General features: G+C 75.1%; 14 protein-coding genes and 1 pseudogene. 7 read left to right on the forward strand and 8 right to left on the reverse strand.

Annotated features, from left to right (window positions below):
• A pseudogene (locus tag ABD323_RS12300) lies at nucleotides 1-220 on the reverse strand (hypothetical protein); the annotation flags it as partial.
• A gap of 196 nt (nucleotides 221-416) precedes the next feature.
• Here ABD323_RS12300 and ABD323_RS12305 point away from each other — a divergent pair.
• A complete protein-coding gene (locus ABD323_RS12305; protein WP_344441419.1) occupies nucleotides 417-863 on the forward strand; it encodes an SRPBCC family protein in 447 nt (148 codons plus the stop codon).
• A gap of 53 nt (nucleotides 864-916) precedes the next feature.
• Here the strand turns inward: ABD323_RS12305 and ABD323_RS12310 are convergent, their stop codons facing one another.
• The 3 genes from ABD323_RS12310 to ABD323_RS12320 form a co-directional block, all read right to left on the reverse strand.
• On the reverse strand, nucleotides 917-2,635 hold the full coding sequence (locus ABD323_RS12310; RefSeq protein WP_344441420.1) for a hypothetical protein: 1,719 nt from the start codon (nucleotides 2,633-2,635) through the stop codon (nucleotides 917-919).
• A 116-nt stretch (nucleotides 2,636-2,751) separates the two neighbouring features.
• Complete coding sequence (locus tag ABD323_RS12315; RefSeq protein ID WP_344441421.1) at nucleotides 2,752-3,369, reverse strand: class I SAM-dependent methyltransferase; 618 nt, start codon at nucleotides 3,367-3,369, stop codon at nucleotides 2,752-2,754.
• 105 nt (nucleotides 3,370-3,474) lie between these two features.
• A complete protein-coding gene (locus ABD323_RS12320; RefSeq protein WP_344441422.1) occupies nucleotides 3,475-4,236 on the reverse strand; it encodes a group II truncated hemoglobin in 762 nt (253 codons plus the stop codon).
• A 73-nt stretch (nucleotides 4,237-4,309) separates the two neighbouring features.
• Here ABD323_RS12320 and ABD323_RS12325 point away from each other — a divergent pair, with 73 nt between their 5' ends.
• A complete protein-coding gene (locus tag ABD323_RS12325) occupies nucleotides 4,310-4,669 on the forward strand; it encodes a winged helix-turn-helix transcriptional regulator (protein ID WP_344441423.1) in 360 nt (119 codons plus the stop codon).
• Between the two features lie 68 nt (nucleotides 4,670-4,737).
• Here the strand turns inward: ABD323_RS12325 and ABD323_RS12330 are convergent, their stop codons facing one another.
• Nucleotides 4,738-5,673: a MerR family transcriptional regulator gene (locus tag ABD323_RS12330; RefSeq protein WP_344441424.1), complete on the reverse strand. Its 936-nt coding sequence runs from the start codon at nucleotides 5,671-5,673 to the stop codon at nucleotides 4,738-4,740.
• A gap of 99 nt (nucleotides 5,674-5,772) precedes the next feature.
• Here ABD323_RS12330 and ABD323_RS12335 point away from each other — a divergent pair, with 99 nt between their 5' ends.
• Complete coding sequence (locus tag ABD323_RS12335; RefSeq protein WP_344441425.1) at nucleotides 5,773-7,296, forward strand: alpha/beta hydrolase; 1,524 nt, start codon at nucleotides 5,773-5,775, stop codon at nucleotides 7,294-7,296.
• A gap of 134 nt (nucleotides 7,297-7,430) precedes the next feature.
• Here the strand turns inward: ABD323_RS12335 and ABD323_RS12340 are convergent, their stop codons facing one another.
• Nucleotides 7,431-8,402, reverse strand: coding sequence for a class I SAM-dependent methyltransferase (locus ABD323_RS12340; RefSeq protein WP_344441426.1), 972 nt, complete (start codon nucleotides 8,400-8,402; stop codon nucleotides 7,431-7,433).
• A 77-nt stretch (nucleotides 8,403-8,479) separates the two neighbouring features.
• Between ABD323_RS12340 and ABD323_RS12345 the strand changes: the two genes are divergently transcribed.
• The gene (locus tag ABD323_RS12345) at nucleotides 8,480-9,064 is read left to right on the forward strand and encodes a helix-turn-helix domain-containing protein (protein ID WP_344441427.1); all 585 of its coding nucleotides are present in this window, start codon (nucleotides 8,480-8,482) and stop codon (nucleotides 9,062-9,064) included.
• Between the two features lie 104 nt (nucleotides 9,065-9,168).
• Here ABD323_RS12345 and ABD323_RS12350 read toward each other — a convergent pair whose 3' ends face one another.
• Nucleotides 9,169-9,861, reverse strand: a complete 693-nt coding sequence (locus tag ABD323_RS12350) for a TetR/AcrR family transcriptional regulator (protein WP_344441429.1) — start codon at nucleotides 9,859-9,861, stop codon at nucleotides 9,169-9,171.
• 153 nt (nucleotides 9,862-10,014) lie between these two features.
• Between ABD323_RS12350 and ABD323_RS12355 the strand changes: the two genes are divergently transcribed.
• The 3 genes from ABD323_RS12355 (at nucleotide 10,015) to ABD323_RS12365 (ending at nucleotide 12,705) form a co-directional block, all read left to right on the forward strand.
• Nucleotides 10,015-10,737 (forward strand): DUF4386 domain-containing protein, encoded by a 723-nt coding sequence (locus ABD323_RS12355; protein ID WP_344441431.1) that lies wholly within the window; start codon nucleotides 10,015-10,017, stop codon nucleotides 10,735-10,737.
• Nucleotides 10,738-10,795: 58 nt separating this feature from the next.
• Nucleotides 10,796-11,323: a SigE family RNA polymerase sigma factor gene (locus tag ABD323_RS12360; RefSeq protein WP_344441432.1), complete on the forward strand. Its 528-nt coding sequence runs from the start codon at nucleotides 10,796-10,798 to the stop codon at nucleotides 11,321-11,323.
• A gap of 140 nt (nucleotides 11,324-11,463) precedes the next feature.
• The gene (locus ABD323_RS12365; RefSeq protein ID WP_344441433.1) at nucleotides 11,464-12,705 is read left to right on the forward strand and encodes a hypothetical protein; all 1,242 of its coding nucleotides are present in this window, start codon (nucleotides 11,464-11,466) and stop codon (nucleotides 12,703-12,705) included.
• Between the two features lie 49 nt (nucleotides 12,706-12,754).
• Here ABD323_RS12365 and ABD323_RS12370 read toward each other — a convergent pair whose 3' ends face one another.
• Entirely contained in the window at nucleotides 12,755-14,005 is a 1,251-nt protein-coding gene (locus tag ABD323_RS12370) for a serine hydrolase domain-containing protein (RefSeq protein WP_344441434.1), read from the reverse strand.
• Nucleotides 14,006-14,096: the final 91 nt, after the last annotated feature.

The following is a 14,096-nucleotide window of genomic DNA, read 5'->3' on the forward strand; positions in this document are numbered from 1 at the left end:
CGCCGGGGGCACCGGGGGTGCCGCCACCGGTGGGTGCCGCGCCGGTGGGGGCGCTGCCGGCCGCGGTGGGGCTGGCGGCGGTGGCCGTGGCCGCCGGGCTCGGCGCGGCCGTGGCGGGGTCCGCCGGGTCGCAACCGGTGAGCAGCGCGGCGGCGCCCGTGGTGAGGGCGAGGGCCAGGGCGATGGCGGAGGCGTGGGACCGGCGGCGACGGACAGACATGAGTGGTTTCCCCCAGGACTTCGTGTTGACAGGAAGAGCTTCGCAACGCGGGTTCCCGAATTCGTGTGCTGTCTGTCACAGGCCTGCCACAGCGGGCAGCCCGCCGGTGGACGGGCTCCGCCGCCGGGCTGCCCGGCGGCGGAGCCCGCGGTGCAATGGAAGGGACGGGGCGCGTCGCCCGAGCCGGGAGAGTCCGATGGAGAAGGTCTACGAGCTGTACATCAGCACCACGCCCGAGCGGCTGTGGGAGGCGATCACCGATCCCGGGATCAGGAGCAGGTACACCTTCGGGGCCCGGGTGAACTCCGACTGGACCGTCGGCTCCCGCTACGAGCTGACGGCGCCGGGCGGGATCGGGCTGCTGGGGGAGGGCGAGAACCTCGAGGTCGAACCGCCGCGCCGGCTGGTGCAGAGCATGGTGGCGCTCTGGAGCGAGCAGGTGAAGAGCGAGGGGAACTCCCGGGTGACCTGGGAGATCGAGCCGGTGGCCGACTCCTGCCGGCTCGTGGTCACCCACGACCACCTGCGCGAGCACGCCAACGCCGAGCTGTACGGCGGCTGGCCGATGATCCTCTCCGGCCTCAAGACCTGGCTGGAGACCGGCCGGGTGCTGACCACGCCCGGGTCGCTGCGCTACACCTGAGCGGCACCGCTCCTGAGCGGCGCCGCACCTGGGCGGCCGGCGCCCGGCGGGGCTCAGTTCCGGTTGAAGGTCCGGGTGGCCGCCGCGGCGATGGCGATGCCCAGGGTCCAGCCCAGGACGGTCAGCACGGCGCTGACCACGGCCGGCACCCCGTGGTACTGCCAGACCTCGGACTGGCCGAACCGGATGATGGGGATCAGGTGGTCGGCGGCGTAGAGCACCGGGTTGAAGACCGAGGTGTCCTCGCTGCTCACCCGCTGCGGCCGGACCCGGTCGAAGTACGCGCTGCTGACCGCCAGCAGCCCCAGCGCCCAGCCGATCGCCCGCAGCGGCCGGTAGCCGTAGCCGACCAGCAGGTCGAGCAGGTAGCCCGGGATCCGGCGCGGACGCGACAGCTTGCCACGCAGCACCCGTTGCCGGGTGAGCAGGACCGTCCTGGCCTCGCCGTCGTTGCCGAGCCTGCGGTAGTGGTCCGCCAACTGCGCGTACGGCTGGGCGCGGTAGGCGCCGACCCGGTGGCGTTCGGTGTGCCGGACCTGGCGGCGCAGCAGCGGCAGCCGCGCGGAGGCGTCGGCGTAGCGGTCGAAGGTGCCGTAGCTGAAGCCGTCCAGGTCCAGGCGGCCGGGCCAGCTGCGGGCGTCCTCCTGTATGCCGCCGGCGGCGCTGGCGGCGGCGAGCGTCAACAGGGCGTCCGGGCAGGCCATCGCACGCAGGTCGAGGTAGCCGGCGATGCGCACGCCGGTCAGCTCGATCTCGCCGTCGGCGCGCATCCCGGCGCCGATCCGCAGGTTGTCCTCGACCGTCATCCGGCTGGCGAGCAGGGCGGGTTCGCCGGGGCAGGGGGAGAACAGGGCGCCGCTGAGGTCGAGTCCGCGTCCGAACCGCGCGCCCGACAGGCGCACCGTGCCGGCGGCGGTGAAGCGACGGGTGTCGGGGCCGCCGGAGTTGGGGGCGAAGGAGGCCTCGCTGGAGACCGCGAGCGAGGGGGCGTGCAGGGCCGGGCCGCCGAGCCCGTCGAGGGTGGCGCCGGTGAGCAGCAGCGAGCTGCCGATGTGCGCGCCGGGCAGCCGCACCTCGCCGGTGGCCACCAGGCGCATGGCCAGCAGGCTGCGGCCGATCCGGATCCCGCCGGCGTTGAGGGAGGGCGTGGCGGCGTCGGGGCCGAGCAACTGGGTGTCGATCAGGGTCAGCTGGCCGCCGATCTGCGCGTGGATCAGGCCCAGGGTGCCGTGCAGCACCGCCCGGTTGGCCAACAGGCCGGCCTCGACCACCACGTTCTCGGCGTGCACGGCGCGGCCGCCGCGGCCGGTGATCACGGTGTCCCGCAGGTCCAGGGTGCCCTGGATCCGGGCGCCGAACGCGCTGAGCAGCGGCAGCCGCGAGCCGCGCAGGTCCACCGACTCGGCGCTGGCGCCGTCGAGCACCAGGGCTCCCTCGAACCGGCACGCGCGCAGCGCCAGGACCGGGGAGAGCTGCCCGTGGTCGACGGCGAGGTCGCCGGTGATCAGCGCCCCGGTGAGCCGCACGGCGGCCACCGACCCGACCTCGGCCGGGCCACCACCGAGCAGCAGCGCGGCGATCACCTCGCCGCGCACCGCACGGTCGGCCGTCCACCGGTCGGCGGCGGCCGGGTCGTCCAGTGCGGCGTCGCCGGTGCGCAGGTCGACCGTCTCGCCGCGGGCGAAGGCCTGCCAGACCCGTCGTTCGGTGGCGGTGAGCCGGCCGAGCCGGGTCGGGGCGGACGGGGTCGCGGCGGCGGGCGGACGGCTCATACGATCATCTTGCCGCAGCGACCCCAGAGTGGTCCCGGGTTCGCCCTTCTGACGGACGGACAGCCTGACGGTCACTCCGGTAGCGCGGTCCGACGGTCGTTCCACAGCCGGCGACGTCAGGGCGCGACGGCGAGGCCCAGGGAGTCGGCGCCCATCGGCTTCGGCGCCCCCTTCTCGTAGAAGACGTCGAGTTCGGTGACCGTGAAGCCGGCGCCGGTCAGCAGCTCCACGATCGGCCGGGTGAGGTGGCAGCCGTCGAAGACCCGCTGCTCCAGCGGGTCGAGCCGGTGCTGCCAGCGGCGCACGTTCTCGTCCGGCGCCAGGCCGTGCTCGATGAAGTGCAGTGCCCCGCCCGGCTTGAGGACGCGGCGCACCTCACGGAGCGCGGTGTCCGCGTCCGGGACGGTGCAGAGCGTCCAGGTGGAGAGCGCGGCATCGAACGTGTGGTCGGCGAACGGCAGCGACTGGCCGTCCAGGCCGGCCCGCTCCACCGGCGTGCTGCTGGCCCGCAGGCGCTTCTCGGCCAGCTTCCAGCCCACGTCGGACGGGTCGACGGCGGCCACCCGGGTCACCGCGTCCGGATAGAACGGGACGTTGTGCCCCGAGCCGAACCCGATCTCGAGCACCTCGCCCGCCAGCCCCTCGCAGACCCGGCGGCGCAGCTCGTCGGCCTCGCCCATCCCGCAGGCGACGTCGATGATGCGCGGAACGATGTGTGTGGCGTAGAACCCCATCTTCCTCACCATCCCTCCCGACCAGTCTGGCACCATCGCCGCCGGGGCGGGCGTCCCGGCCGGGACGCCCGCCCTGCTCGGCGCCGTCTCGGCCGGGCGGCGCGGTCAGCCCCGGTAGGGCGGGGTGATGCCCCAGTCCCAGCGCGGCATCGGCGACTCGGGCAGCGGGGGCGGGTTGGGACCGGAGTAGAGCACGGCCATCCGGGTGCCCCACTCCAGGTAGTACGCCAGGACCGCACGGAACTCGGGGTCGGCGGGCAGGCCCACCTCGTCGGCGGTGTCCGCCAGCAGCGCCACCCAGCGCCTGCGCTGCGGCTCGGTGACCCCGCGGCCCAGGTGCCGCGAGGCCATCTGCCGGTGTCCGCCGTGCTCGGTGCTGTAGCGGGCCGGGCCGCCGAAGACCTCCCCGAGCCAGGCCGCCACGTGCTGGGCGTGCCCCGGGTCCTTGCCGGCGAAGACCGGTGCGAGCAGCTCGTCCTCGTCGACCCGCTCGTAGAAGCGGGTGAAGAGCCGCTCGAAGGCCGGCGCCCCGCCGGCCCAGTCGTACAGGGTCGGCGTGGAGCCGCCGCGGCCCGCGACGTCGGTGACCTCGTAGTGCCGCATCTCCTCGATGGACTCGACGTACGGCTTGATCTCGGCGAAGAAGGCGGCGAAGTGCTCGCCCTTGCGGAAGCCCCCGAGGTGCTCCTCGGCGGAGGTCCAGCGGATGCGCAGCACGTACGCGCCCGGATCCTCGGTGCAGCGGGCCAACTCGTAGTCCACGCACTGCTCGGCCGCCCCGAGCGGCCCGGCCGCCCGGCGGTAGGCGTCCTCGAACGCCGTACGTTCGGCGTCGGCGATCCGGTAGCGGATGTATTCGACAATCATGAGGGGACTCAACCGCACCTCCGGGGCCCGGACAAGGACTGACCCGGCGGTAAGTACCCGGAACAGGACAGTGATGCCCGAGAACGGTCGACAGTTCCACTGCCCGGTCGAGCTGACGCTGGAGGTGATCGGCGGCAAGTGGGCCACCCTGGTGCTGGCGCACCTCAAGGAGGGGGTGCACCGCTACGGCGCGCTGCGCCGGCGGATGCCCGGGGTCAGCGAGAAGGTGCTGGTCCAGCGGCTGCGCGCGCTGGAGGCGCGCGGGCTGATCGAGCGCCGCTCGGACGGCGGGACCCCGCCGGGCGTCGAGTACCGGCTGACACCGGAGGGGCACAGCCTGGTCCCGGTGCTGCAGGCGCTGTACGACTGGGGGCAGCAGCGGGCCGCCCGCACCGGTGTGCGGATCGAGCCCGCGGTGATCGATCCGGCCTGATCCGGACGGTCGGGGGTCCGGCGCACCGGTCCGTCAGCCATCAGCCGTCAGCCGCCCGCTGTCAGGCGTCAGCCGTCCGCCCGGGCGAGCCCGTCGTCCAGGGCGGTGCGCAGCCAGTCGTGGGCGGAGCCGAGCGTCGGCTCCGGCGGGCCGGTCGGCGGCCCGGTCAGCTCCCCGGCCAGCGCCCAGTAGCGCTCGACCACCGGGTCCGCCGACATCGCCAGCAGGCCGCTGAGCTGCCGGCGGAAGGCGGGGGTGTCGCGCAGGCCGTGGGCGCGCGCGTGGGCGGAGACGAAGCAGTCGAGCGCCCCGCCCTCCTGCGGTGGCCGCTGCGCCCGCAGGTCCAGCGAGGCCAGCCGGTACGCCTCGCCCAGGCCGTCGTAGAGCACGGTCGGGCGGAACTCCTTGTCGACGGGAGGCGTTTCGGGCCGGCAGCGGCCGATGGTGCGCAGCGCGTCGGTGGTCAGGGCGTGCAGCCGGGCGAAGGTCAGCACCTGCTGGGGCGTGGGGTCCGCCGGTGGCTGCGGCACCGCCGACTCCAGGATCGCCGAGACCAGCCGCTTCGGCAGGCGCGCGGGCAGCGCGAACCGCCAGAAGCGGGCCAGGGCGGCCGTGGTGGGCGGGGCGCTCACCGCGCCGACCAGCCGCAGCCGGTCGGCGCGCTCCTCGGCCGGGCAGTCCCGCACCAGCTGCAGGGCGGCCTCCCGCCAGCGCAGCGCGGCCAGTTGGGAGCCGACCTCGCGCAACTGCCCGGCGATGACGTCCGCCAGGTCCTCCTCCCGCTCCAGGACCCGGCCCACCTCGGTGACCGGCAGGTCCAGGGTGCGCAGCGAGCGGATCAGCCGCAGCCGCTCCAACGCCTCGGGTCCGTAACGGCGGTGGCCGCCGGAGCTGCGGCCGGCGGCCGGCAGCAGTCCGCGGTCGGAGTAGAAGCGGACGGTCTTGACGGTGGCGCCGGCCTGCTCGGCGAGCTCCCCGATGCTCCACAGATCGTCGTCGGACACGACTTGAACCTCCCTCAGGGGGAGTTCCTACGGTACCTGTGAGCGCGCGGGGCCCGCAGGGCGGTCGGTCGCGCGGACCAGAGGCAGGAGGAGGCGGTCATGACGGCGTTCGTGCTGGTGTCGGGGAACTACACGGGGGGTTGGGTCTGGCAGGAGGTGGCCGAACGGCTGCGCGGGTCGGGGGCCGAAGTACACCCGGTGACGCTCACCGGGATGGGGGAGGGCGGCCCGCCGGCCGATGCGCACACCGACCTGGAGACGCACGTCGAGGACCTGCTGCGGGTGATCGACGCGGTGCGCGAGCCGCAGTTGGTGATCGTCGGCCACGACTACGGCATCCACCCGGTGCTGGGCGCGGCCGACCGCCGCCCGGAGCGGATCTCGCGGATCGTCTACCTGGACGCGGGCCTGCCGCAGGACGGCGACTCGGTGCTCGCCACCCTGCGCGACCCGTCGGTCCGCGAGCGGCTGCTGCAGCGGGCCGAGCGGTCCGCGGACGGCCGGTGGATCGCCCCGCCCCCGCTCGACGAGCAGGACGTCTGGGGCAGCATGGCCGGCCTGACCGAGCCGGCCCGGCAGCGGCTGACCACCCTCGCCGTGCCGCAGCCGCTGGGCACGTTCACCGGGCCGCTGCGGCTGTCGGGGGCGCTCGCGGCGCTGCCGACGTCCGGCATCTTCTGCACCGCCGGCGGGATGAGCGTCGCCCTGCTGCAGAACATGGTGCGGATGGGCGACCCGCGCCTGCAGCCGCTCGCCGACCCGCGGGTGGGCTTTTTCGACCTCGACACCGGGCACTGGCCGATGCTCTCGCGCCCCGCGGAGCTGGCCGAGCTGCTGCTGCGGGCGGCGGCGGGCGAGGGGACGCGGCTGGTGGCCGACGAGCGGCCCGACTTCCACGGGCCGTTCCTGCTCGACGTGGAGCAGCGGCCGCGCGAGCGGGTCGGGACGGTGGACCTGTACCTGCCCGACGTCCCGGCGGACGCGGCTCCCCGGCCGGCGGTGATCCTGGTGCACGGCGGCCCGGTCCCGGCCGAGGCGAGGCCCACTCCGCGCGACTGGTCGATCTTCACCGGCTACGCCGGGTACCTGGCGAGCCAGGGCGTGGTCGGCGTGACCTTCGACCACCGGCTCCACGACATCGGCGACTACGGGGTTGCCGCCGAGGACGTGGCGGCGGCGGTCGAGCTGGTCCGGGCCGATCCGCGGGTCGACGCGGACCGCGTCGCGCTCTGGTTCTTCTCCGGCGGCTCGCTGCTGTCGACCCCGTGGCTCGCGGCGCCGCCGCCGTGGCTGCGCTGCCTGGCGGCGACCTATCCGATGCTCGCGCCGCTGCCGAACTGGGGGTTCTCGGACGCCCGGTTCAGCCCCGCGGCGGCGCTGGCCGGCGCGGGGGAGCTGCCGATCGTGCTGACCCGGGTGGAGCTGGAGTTCCCGGAGCTGGTGCCCACGGTCGAGAAGTTCCTGGCCGCCGGCAAGGAGTGCGGGGCCCGCGTCGAGGTGATCGACGTGCCGCTCGGGCACCACGGGTTCGAGACGATCGACCACACCGAGCCGGCCCGCGAGGCCGTGCGGCGGGCGGTGGCCTCGGTGCTGGGCCACCTGGGGAGCCTCGACACCGCTTGAGGGCCCGCCCCCGGTCCCGGCCCCCCGCCCCCCCCCCCCCGCCCCCCCCCCCCCCCCCGGCCCCCCCCCCGCCGGCTCGCCCGGACCGCCTTCGGGGACGGGTCGGGTGGGCCGGGGCAGCCCGGGGGGTGGGGTCACCGGGCCGGGCGCACACCCGTGTGGACGGTGACGGCGGTGAGCAGGAAGGCGTCGGGACGGCGCAGGATGCCCTGCGGTGCCTCGGGGTCGACCAGGACGTCCAGGGCCTGGAGGTCCTCGGGGTGCAGGGCCTCGCCCATGCTCTCCCGCAGGCGGGTCAGGTGACCGTGCAGGAAGGCGCGGGCCGCCTCGCCCAGCGGCGCGGGCAGGTCGACCAGGGCGGTGGTGCTCCCGGTGTCGACCAGGCCGGCGCGGCCCAGCATCGCGGGCCAGTCCTCGAGCACGGCGGCGCTGCCGGGCAGTTCGGCCCGCATGGTCTCGAACCACTCCTCCTGGACGGCGTCGATCCGCGACTGCAGGCCCGGCCGGCCCAACTGCGGGTCGCGCGGCAGGAAGCGCATCGGCAGGCCGCCCTCGGCCACCGCGAGGACCCCGCCGGGCCGCAGCACCCCGGCGAGCGCGTCCAGCGCGCCCTGCTGGTCGCCCAGGTGGTGCACGGCCTTGCTGCTCCAGACGAGGTCCGCCGCACCGAGCGCCTCGCGCGCGCCCTCGGCGCCCGCGCCCAGCGCCTCGTGCAGTTCCACCCGCCGGGCGGTGACCCGCTCGCCGAGGCCGAGCCGCCCGGCCCGGGCCAGGGCGGCCGTCAGCAGCCCGGGCGCGCCGTCGACGGCGACGGTCTCGGCGCCGGGGAAGGCCTCGGCGAGCACGCCGGTCATCACCCCCGGACCGCTGCCGACGTCCAGCACCCGCCGGACCTGCTGCGGCGAGCCGAACAGCGTGCGCAGGTGCTCGGCCGTCCGGCGCAGGGCCGGGAGCTGCAGCTCGCCGTTGCTCTCCAGGTGGGTGGCCAGCACGTCCCAGTCGATCTCGGTGTGGTGGCCGTGGCCGTGGCCGTGGTTCTGTCCGTGGCCGTGACCCGCTCCGTGCCGGTGGCCGGCCGCGGGTCCGGAGGTGCTCTGTGGGCTCATGGCGGTGAGCGTGCACCCGCCGGCGCGGGACGGCAACTACTGTTGCCGTTTCCGGGACGGCGCGGTGGAATGCTCCCATGGACAGTGCCCCGCCGCACCAGGCGGTCCTCGACGAGGTCGGTCCCCGGCTCAGGCGGCTGCGCGCCAAGCGCGGCCTGACGCTGGCCGCGCTCAGCGAGGTCACCGGCATCTCCAAGAGCACCCTCTCCCGGCTGGAGTCCGGCCAGCGCCGACCCAGCCTGGAACTGCTGCTGCCGCTCGCCGCCGCCTACCGCGTCCCGCTGGACGACCTGGTCGGCGCGCCCGAGGTGGGCGATCCGCGGGTCCGGCTGACGCCGCGCACCCTGCCGGGCGGCGGCACCTTCGTGCCGCTCTCCCGGGGTCCGGGCCCGCTCCAGGCGTACAAGCTGATCGTCTCCGACCGGGGTCCCGAGCCGGACTTCCGCACCCACGAGGGCTACGAGTGGCTCTACGTGCTGGCGGGCCGGCTGCGGCTGGTCCTCGCCGAGCACGACCTGGAGCTCGGCCCCGGTGAGGTCGCCGAGTTCGACACCCGGCTCCCGCACTGGTTCGGCAGCGCGGACGGTCACCCGGTCGAACTCCTCAGCCTCTTCGGCCGGCAGGGCGAGCGCATGCACGTGCGCGCCAGGCCCCGCTCCTGACCGACCCGCCGCGCTCGCGGCCTGCCGGCGGCGTGCTCGTGCCGCGCCGGTGGCGCACCCGCACCGCACCGCACCCGCGCCGCACCCGCGCCGTGCTCGCGGCGTCAGGCCCGCGGGAGCGTCCACCCCTGCCGGTGCAGCCGCTCGAAGCCGTCCAGCAGCAGGTCGAGCGCGAACTCGAACTCGGCCTGGTCGTCGCAGCCCCCGCCCACGATCGACTCGTCGCGGTGGCTGCCGGCCATGGCCATCTCGAGGATGTGCGGGTAGCGGGCGGCCATCGCGGCGAAGGTGGCCGCCTGCGCCTGGGGGTCGACGCTCGGCGCGGCCGGGAAGAGCTCCTGGGTGAAGCCCCACATGCGGCTGCCGAGCGCGTGCATCACCTGGTGGGTCAGGTCGACGGAGAAGCCGCCGGCCCGGAAGGTCCCGATGATCGAGTTCAGGTAGTCCAGCACGGCCGGGGTGGGGCTGGTGCGCGACTCGATGACGCGCGAGGCCCAGGGGTGGCCCAGCAGGGCCCGCCGGGCGGACAGCACCCGCCGGCGGATCGCGCTCTTCCAGTCGGCGCCGGCGGTCGGCGGTTCGATCTCGCCGACGACGGTGTCGACCATCCCGTCGAGGAGCTCCTCCTTGTTGGCCACGTGCTTGTAGAGCGCCATCGGTACGACGTCCAGCTCCTGGGCGAGGTTGCGCATGCTCAGGGCGTCGATGCCGGCGCGGTCTGCGAGCGCGACGGCGGCGCGCAGCACGCGCTCGCGGTTGAGCGGGGCCCGGCGTGCGCCGGCCGCCTGCTGGGGCATCCTGACCAACCTCCCGGTCCCACACCGGCCGCGCGCCGATTTCGTCCTTGACGAGTGTACGGCGTACGCCCTACCGTCGGCAGCAGGTCGGGTGTATGGCGTACACCTCAGCTCCGTCGACGAGGCCCGACCCCTGCCCACGAAGGAGTCCCGATGGCCGCACGGAGAACGACCGCGACGCTCGCAGGCGTGTTCTACCTGGTCACCCACGTGACCTCGATCGCCGCGCTCGCGCTGTACAGCCCGGTCCTGAACGGTCCCGACTACGTCCTCAGCACCGGCCCGGACACCCAGGTGCTGCTCGGCGCCTTCCTGGAGGTCCTCCTCGCGCTGTCCATCGTCGGCACCGCGGTCACGCTCTTCCCGGTCGTCAGGCGGCAGCACGAGGGCCTGGCCCTGGGGTACGTCGCCCTGCGCACCCTCGAAGCCGCCGTCATCACGGTGGGCATCGTCAGCCTGCTGGCGGTCGTGACGCTCCGCCAGCACCTGGCCGGGGTCGCCGGCACCGACACCGCCGCACTCGTCATCGTCGGCAAGGCCCTGGTGGCGGTCCACGACTGGACCTTCCTGCTGGGCCCCAACTTCGTGCTGGGGGCCAACACCGTGCTGATGGCGGCCCTGATGCACCGCTCGCGCCTGGTGCCGCGGTTCATCGCCGTGCTGGGCCTGGTCGGCGGCTCGCTGATCTTCGCCTCGGCGATCGCCGAGCTCTTCGGCCTCTACCGGCAGATCTCGGTGTGGGGGTCCCTCACCGCGGTCCCGGTGTTCGCCTGGGAGCTGGCGTTCGCCGGCTGGTTGATCGTCAGGGGCTTCAGGCCCGCCGCCGGTGCGCCGGCGACGGTCGCGCTGGCGGGGCCGGCCGGTGAGCGGGCCTGACGGCAGGGCGGTACGGGGTGGGTGGGACGCGCTTCGCACCCCATCGCGTTAGGTGGGTATGGACCGCACAACGGAACGTTCGGAGGCGTCCGCACCGCTCGACTTCATGGAGTTCGCCGCGGCGCGGGGGCGTCATCTGGTCAGGACCGCCTACCTGTTGACGGGAGGCGACGCCCACCTGGCCGAGGACCTCGCACAGGAGGCGCTCGGGCGGATGTACGGCAGGTGGCGCAGGATATCCCGGCTGGACAACCCGGCCGGCTACGCGCAGACCGTGCTGGTCAACACGTTCCTCTCGCACCGGCGCCGCCGCAGCAGCGCGGAGCAGGTGACCGACCGGTTCGCCGAGGTGGCCGTCAACGACCCGGACCCGTCGCTGCGGGTGACCATGCTGCGGGCGCTGGGCGAACTGCCCGCGCACGACCGGGCCGTGCTGGTGCTGCGGTTCTGGGAGGACCGCGACGTCGAGCAGACGGCCGCCATCCTGCGGCTGAGCCCCAGCACGGTCCGCTCGCGCAGTAGCCGGGCGCTGGTGCGGATCCGTGCCGTCCTCGGCCAGGAACTGGACGAACTCGCCAGCCCCTGAGCCGGACCCGCGACGCCGTCCCTCCGCAAGGCCGCACGAGCCGCACGAGCCGCACGAGCCGCACGGCCCGCACCGCCCCGCGCGGCGCACTCCGCACCGCCCACCGCCCAGCCCCCCGACGAGAGACACGGAGTCTCGCCATGCCCTTCGACGACCAGTTCAGCCGGCTCCTGCACGAGGCCGCCGAGCTCGCCCCCGACCCGCCGGGGGCGGTGCTGGCCGGCTCGGCCCGGCGGATCGGGAGGCGGCAGGCGGTGCGCCGGCGGGCCGCGATGGCCGGCAGCGTGGCGGCTCTGGCCCTGGTGGGCCTGGCCGCGGCCGAGTTGGCGCCCGGCATCGGTGGCAGCAGCCGGGTGTCGGCGGCCGGCGCTCGCTCCGGCCGGATCACCGGGGCGTTCATGGACGACACCCTCAAGTCGCTGCTGCCGCCCGGGCAGGTCACCGACGACCAGGGTTTCGGCATCGGCGAGATGGCCCTGCCCGGCATCGGGCCGACGGCCACGCTGAAGTACGACGACGGGCACGGCGCCGGCATGGTCGTGCTGTCCACCAACCGGGTCCCGGTGCCGATCGTCCAGGGCACCGAGGGCACCCGGTGCCAGGACCCGTTCGAGGCTCCCGTCGAGGGCTGCGTGCGGACCGTGCGACCGGACGGCTCCGTGCTGGTGATCGACCGGCTCGGACCGCGCGCCCCCAACGTCACCAGGAACTGGATCGCGATCTACACGGGCACCGACGGCCGCCAGGTGCGGGTCGACGAGTACAACGCGACGACCGCCGGCCCCCCGCTCACCCGGGAGAACCCGCCGCTGAGCGCCGACCAGTTGACCGCGGTGGTGACCAGCACGGCCTGGAACCCGGTCTTCGAGGCCTTCGACCCCGTGCCCACCGGTGCGCCGACCGCCCCGGCGGGCTCCGCCGCGGCGAGCCCGGAGCCGTCCGCGATCCTGGCCACGGTCGGCCACCTGCTGCCGCCCGGCGTCCTGAGCGAGGCCGGGTCCACCCCCCAGGACACCGCCGGCCAGGCGCACCTGCGGGTCACCGTGGAGGGGCGCGCCAGCCTGCTCCAGGTCACCGTCTTCCCGCAGTGGCAGCAGGGCGTGGACGAGCACCCCCGGCAGACCTTCGAGTCCGGCGCCGCGCCCGGCACGCTCCTCCGCACGGTGGACGGCTCCAGCGTGATCACCACGGCGGTCGGCGCGAGCAAGGGCGGCGGCGGTCCCGACCTCCAGTGGTCGGTCGACGTCCTCCACCCGGACGGCACCCGGGTCAGGGTGACGGAGTGGAACGGCGCCAACGGCTACGACTTCGAGCCCGGGACGCCCGCGCTGACGACGGACCAGCTCGCGGACGTCGCGACCGCGTCGGCCTGGCGGCACTGAGCCCGGCAGGGGCCCGGTGGGCGGCCGTGGTGGTGCGGCGGGCCGGAGCTCAGTGGCCGGCCAGGCCGAAGGCCGCGGCGGCGATCCGGTACTGGGCGGCGAACGAGGCGCCGCCCCGGCTGGTCGGGGAGAGCGAGTAGACCAGGTCACGGCTCGCGTCCCGGGTGGCGAAGACGCCGTTGGTGTAGCCGGGACGGCTGCCGGTCTTGCCCCAGAGCACCGTGCCGTCCGGTGCGGTGAAGCGCATCAGCCCGGTGCTGAAGCAGGCGCGCCCGGCGGTCGGGCCGATGTCGCAGTTCTGGTTCTGGACGTTCGGCACGTCCGGGACGGCGAACAGCTCGGCCTGCTGCGCGGGCGCCAGCAGCCGGCCGCGCAGCAGCGCGGACAGGAAGCGGTCCAGGTCGGGCGCGCTGGAGACCAGGCCGCCCTCGGCCCACGGCCAGGGGCTCTGCTCGGTGACGTCGGCCTGCTCGGTGGAACCGTCCGGCCCGGGGAGGGTCAGGTAGACGTGCGCGGTCGGGTGCGGCAGGCGGGTGTCGTCGGCGGCCGGGACCGAGGTGTTCCGCAGCCCGAGCGGCCGCAGGATCCGGGCGTCCACCTCATGGGCGTAGGAGTGTCCGGTGACCCGCTCGACCAGCAGACCGGCCAGGTAGTAGTTGAGGCCGTTGTACTGCTGGGCGGTGCCCGGCTGGAACCGCATCGGCTGCCCGACGGCCTCGGCCACCACCTGCTGCGGCGTCCAGCCCTCGGTGGCGTGGTCGACGAACCACTGCGCGCCGCCGTCGTCCCCGCCCAGGTCGCCGCCGGTCGGCAGGCCGCTGGTGTGGTTGAGCAACTGGCGCACGGTGATGGGCGGGTAGGACGCCGGCAGGGTGCCCGGCAGGTACTGCTGGACGGTGCCGTCCAGACTCACCCGGTGCTCGCCGGCCAGCTGCAGCAGCACGGTGGCGGTGAAGACCTTGGAGATGCTGCCGATCCGGAACCGCCCGTCGGCCATGACCGGCCGGTCGGTGCCGAGCTCGCCGCTGCCGGAGGTGCCCGACCAGCGGCCACCCGCGCCGTCCACCAGCACCACCGCGCTGGTCAGGTCGGCGTTCGGCAGGCCGGTGATCGAGGCGCGCAGGGCCTGGGCGTCCGGCGGCGGCAGGGTGCCGGCGGCCTGGGCGCCGGTCACCGTGCCCGCGCCGAGCGCCACCACCAGGGCGCCGACCGCCGCTGCGCCGGCCCACCCGCGGCGGGCCGAACGGCGCGGCGCGGTGGTGGAGTTCGCGGTGGGGTGCGGCGCGGCGGGCTGGGTCATCTCGGTGCTCCTCGGCGGTCGTGCACGGTCCGGCTGGTGACACCCGAAAGCCTGCCGGGCCCGCACCCGCCCGGTCATCGGGGACCCACCC

It is taken from the genome of Kitasatospora nipponensis, assembly GCF_039528135.1.
In the GTDB taxonomy this organism is placed as follows: domain Bacteria; phylum Actinomycetota; class Actinomycetes; order Streptomycetales; family Streptomycetaceae; genus Kitasatospora; species Kitasatospora nipponensis.

Coding starts and splice junctions, on each gene's coding strand:
- ABD323_RS12355 (WP_344441431.1), top strand. CDS start 10,015: ATGGCCGCACGGAGAACGACCGCGACGCTCGCAGGCGTGTTCTACCTG.
- ABD323_RS12350 (WP_344441429.1), bottom strand. CDS start 9,861: ATGCCCCAGCAGGCGGCCGGCGCACGCCGGGCCCCGCTCAACCGCGAG.
- ABD323_RS12335 (WP_344441425.1), top strand. CDS start 5,773: ATGACGGCGTTCGTGCTGGTGTCGGGGAACTACACGGGGGGTTGGGTC.
- ABD323_RS12320 (WP_344441422.1), bottom strand. CDS start 4,236: ATGATTGTCGAATACATCCGCTACCGGATCGCCGACGCCGAACGTACG.
- ABD323_RS12360 (WP_344441432.1), top strand. CDS start 10,796: ATGGACCGCACAACGGAACGTTCGGAGGCGTCCGCACCGCTCGACTTC.
- ABD323_RS12305 (WP_344441419.1), top strand. CDS start 417: ATGGAGAAGGTCTACGAGCTGTACATCAGCACCACGCCCGAGCGGCTG.
- ABD323_RS12315 (WP_344441421.1), bottom strand. CDS start 3,369: ATGGGGTTCTACGCCACACACATCGTTCCGCGCATCATCGACGTCGCC.
- ABD323_RS12345 (WP_344441427.1), top strand. CDS start 8,480: ATGGACAGTGCCCCGCCGCACCAGGCGGTCCTCGACGAGGTCGGTCCC.
- ABD323_RS12310 (WP_344441420.1), bottom strand. CDS start 2,635: ATGAGCCGTCCGCCCGCCGCCGCGACCCCGTCCGCCCCGACCCGGCTC.
- ABD323_RS12370 (WP_344441434.1), bottom strand. CDS start 14,005: ATGACCCAGCCCGCCGCGCCGCACCCCACCGCGAACTCCACCACCGCG.
- ABD323_RS12340 (WP_344441426.1), bottom strand. CDS start 8,402: ATGAGCCCACAGAGCACCTCCGGACCCGCGGCCGGCCACCGGCACGGA.
- ABD323_RS12325 (WP_344441423.1), top strand. CDS start 4,310: ATGCCCGAGAACGGTCGACAGTTCCACTGCCCGGTCGAGCTGACGCTG.
- ABD323_RS12365 (WP_344441433.1), top strand. CDS start 11,464: ATGCCCTTCGACGACCAGTTCAGCCGGCTCCTGCACGAGGCCGCCGAG.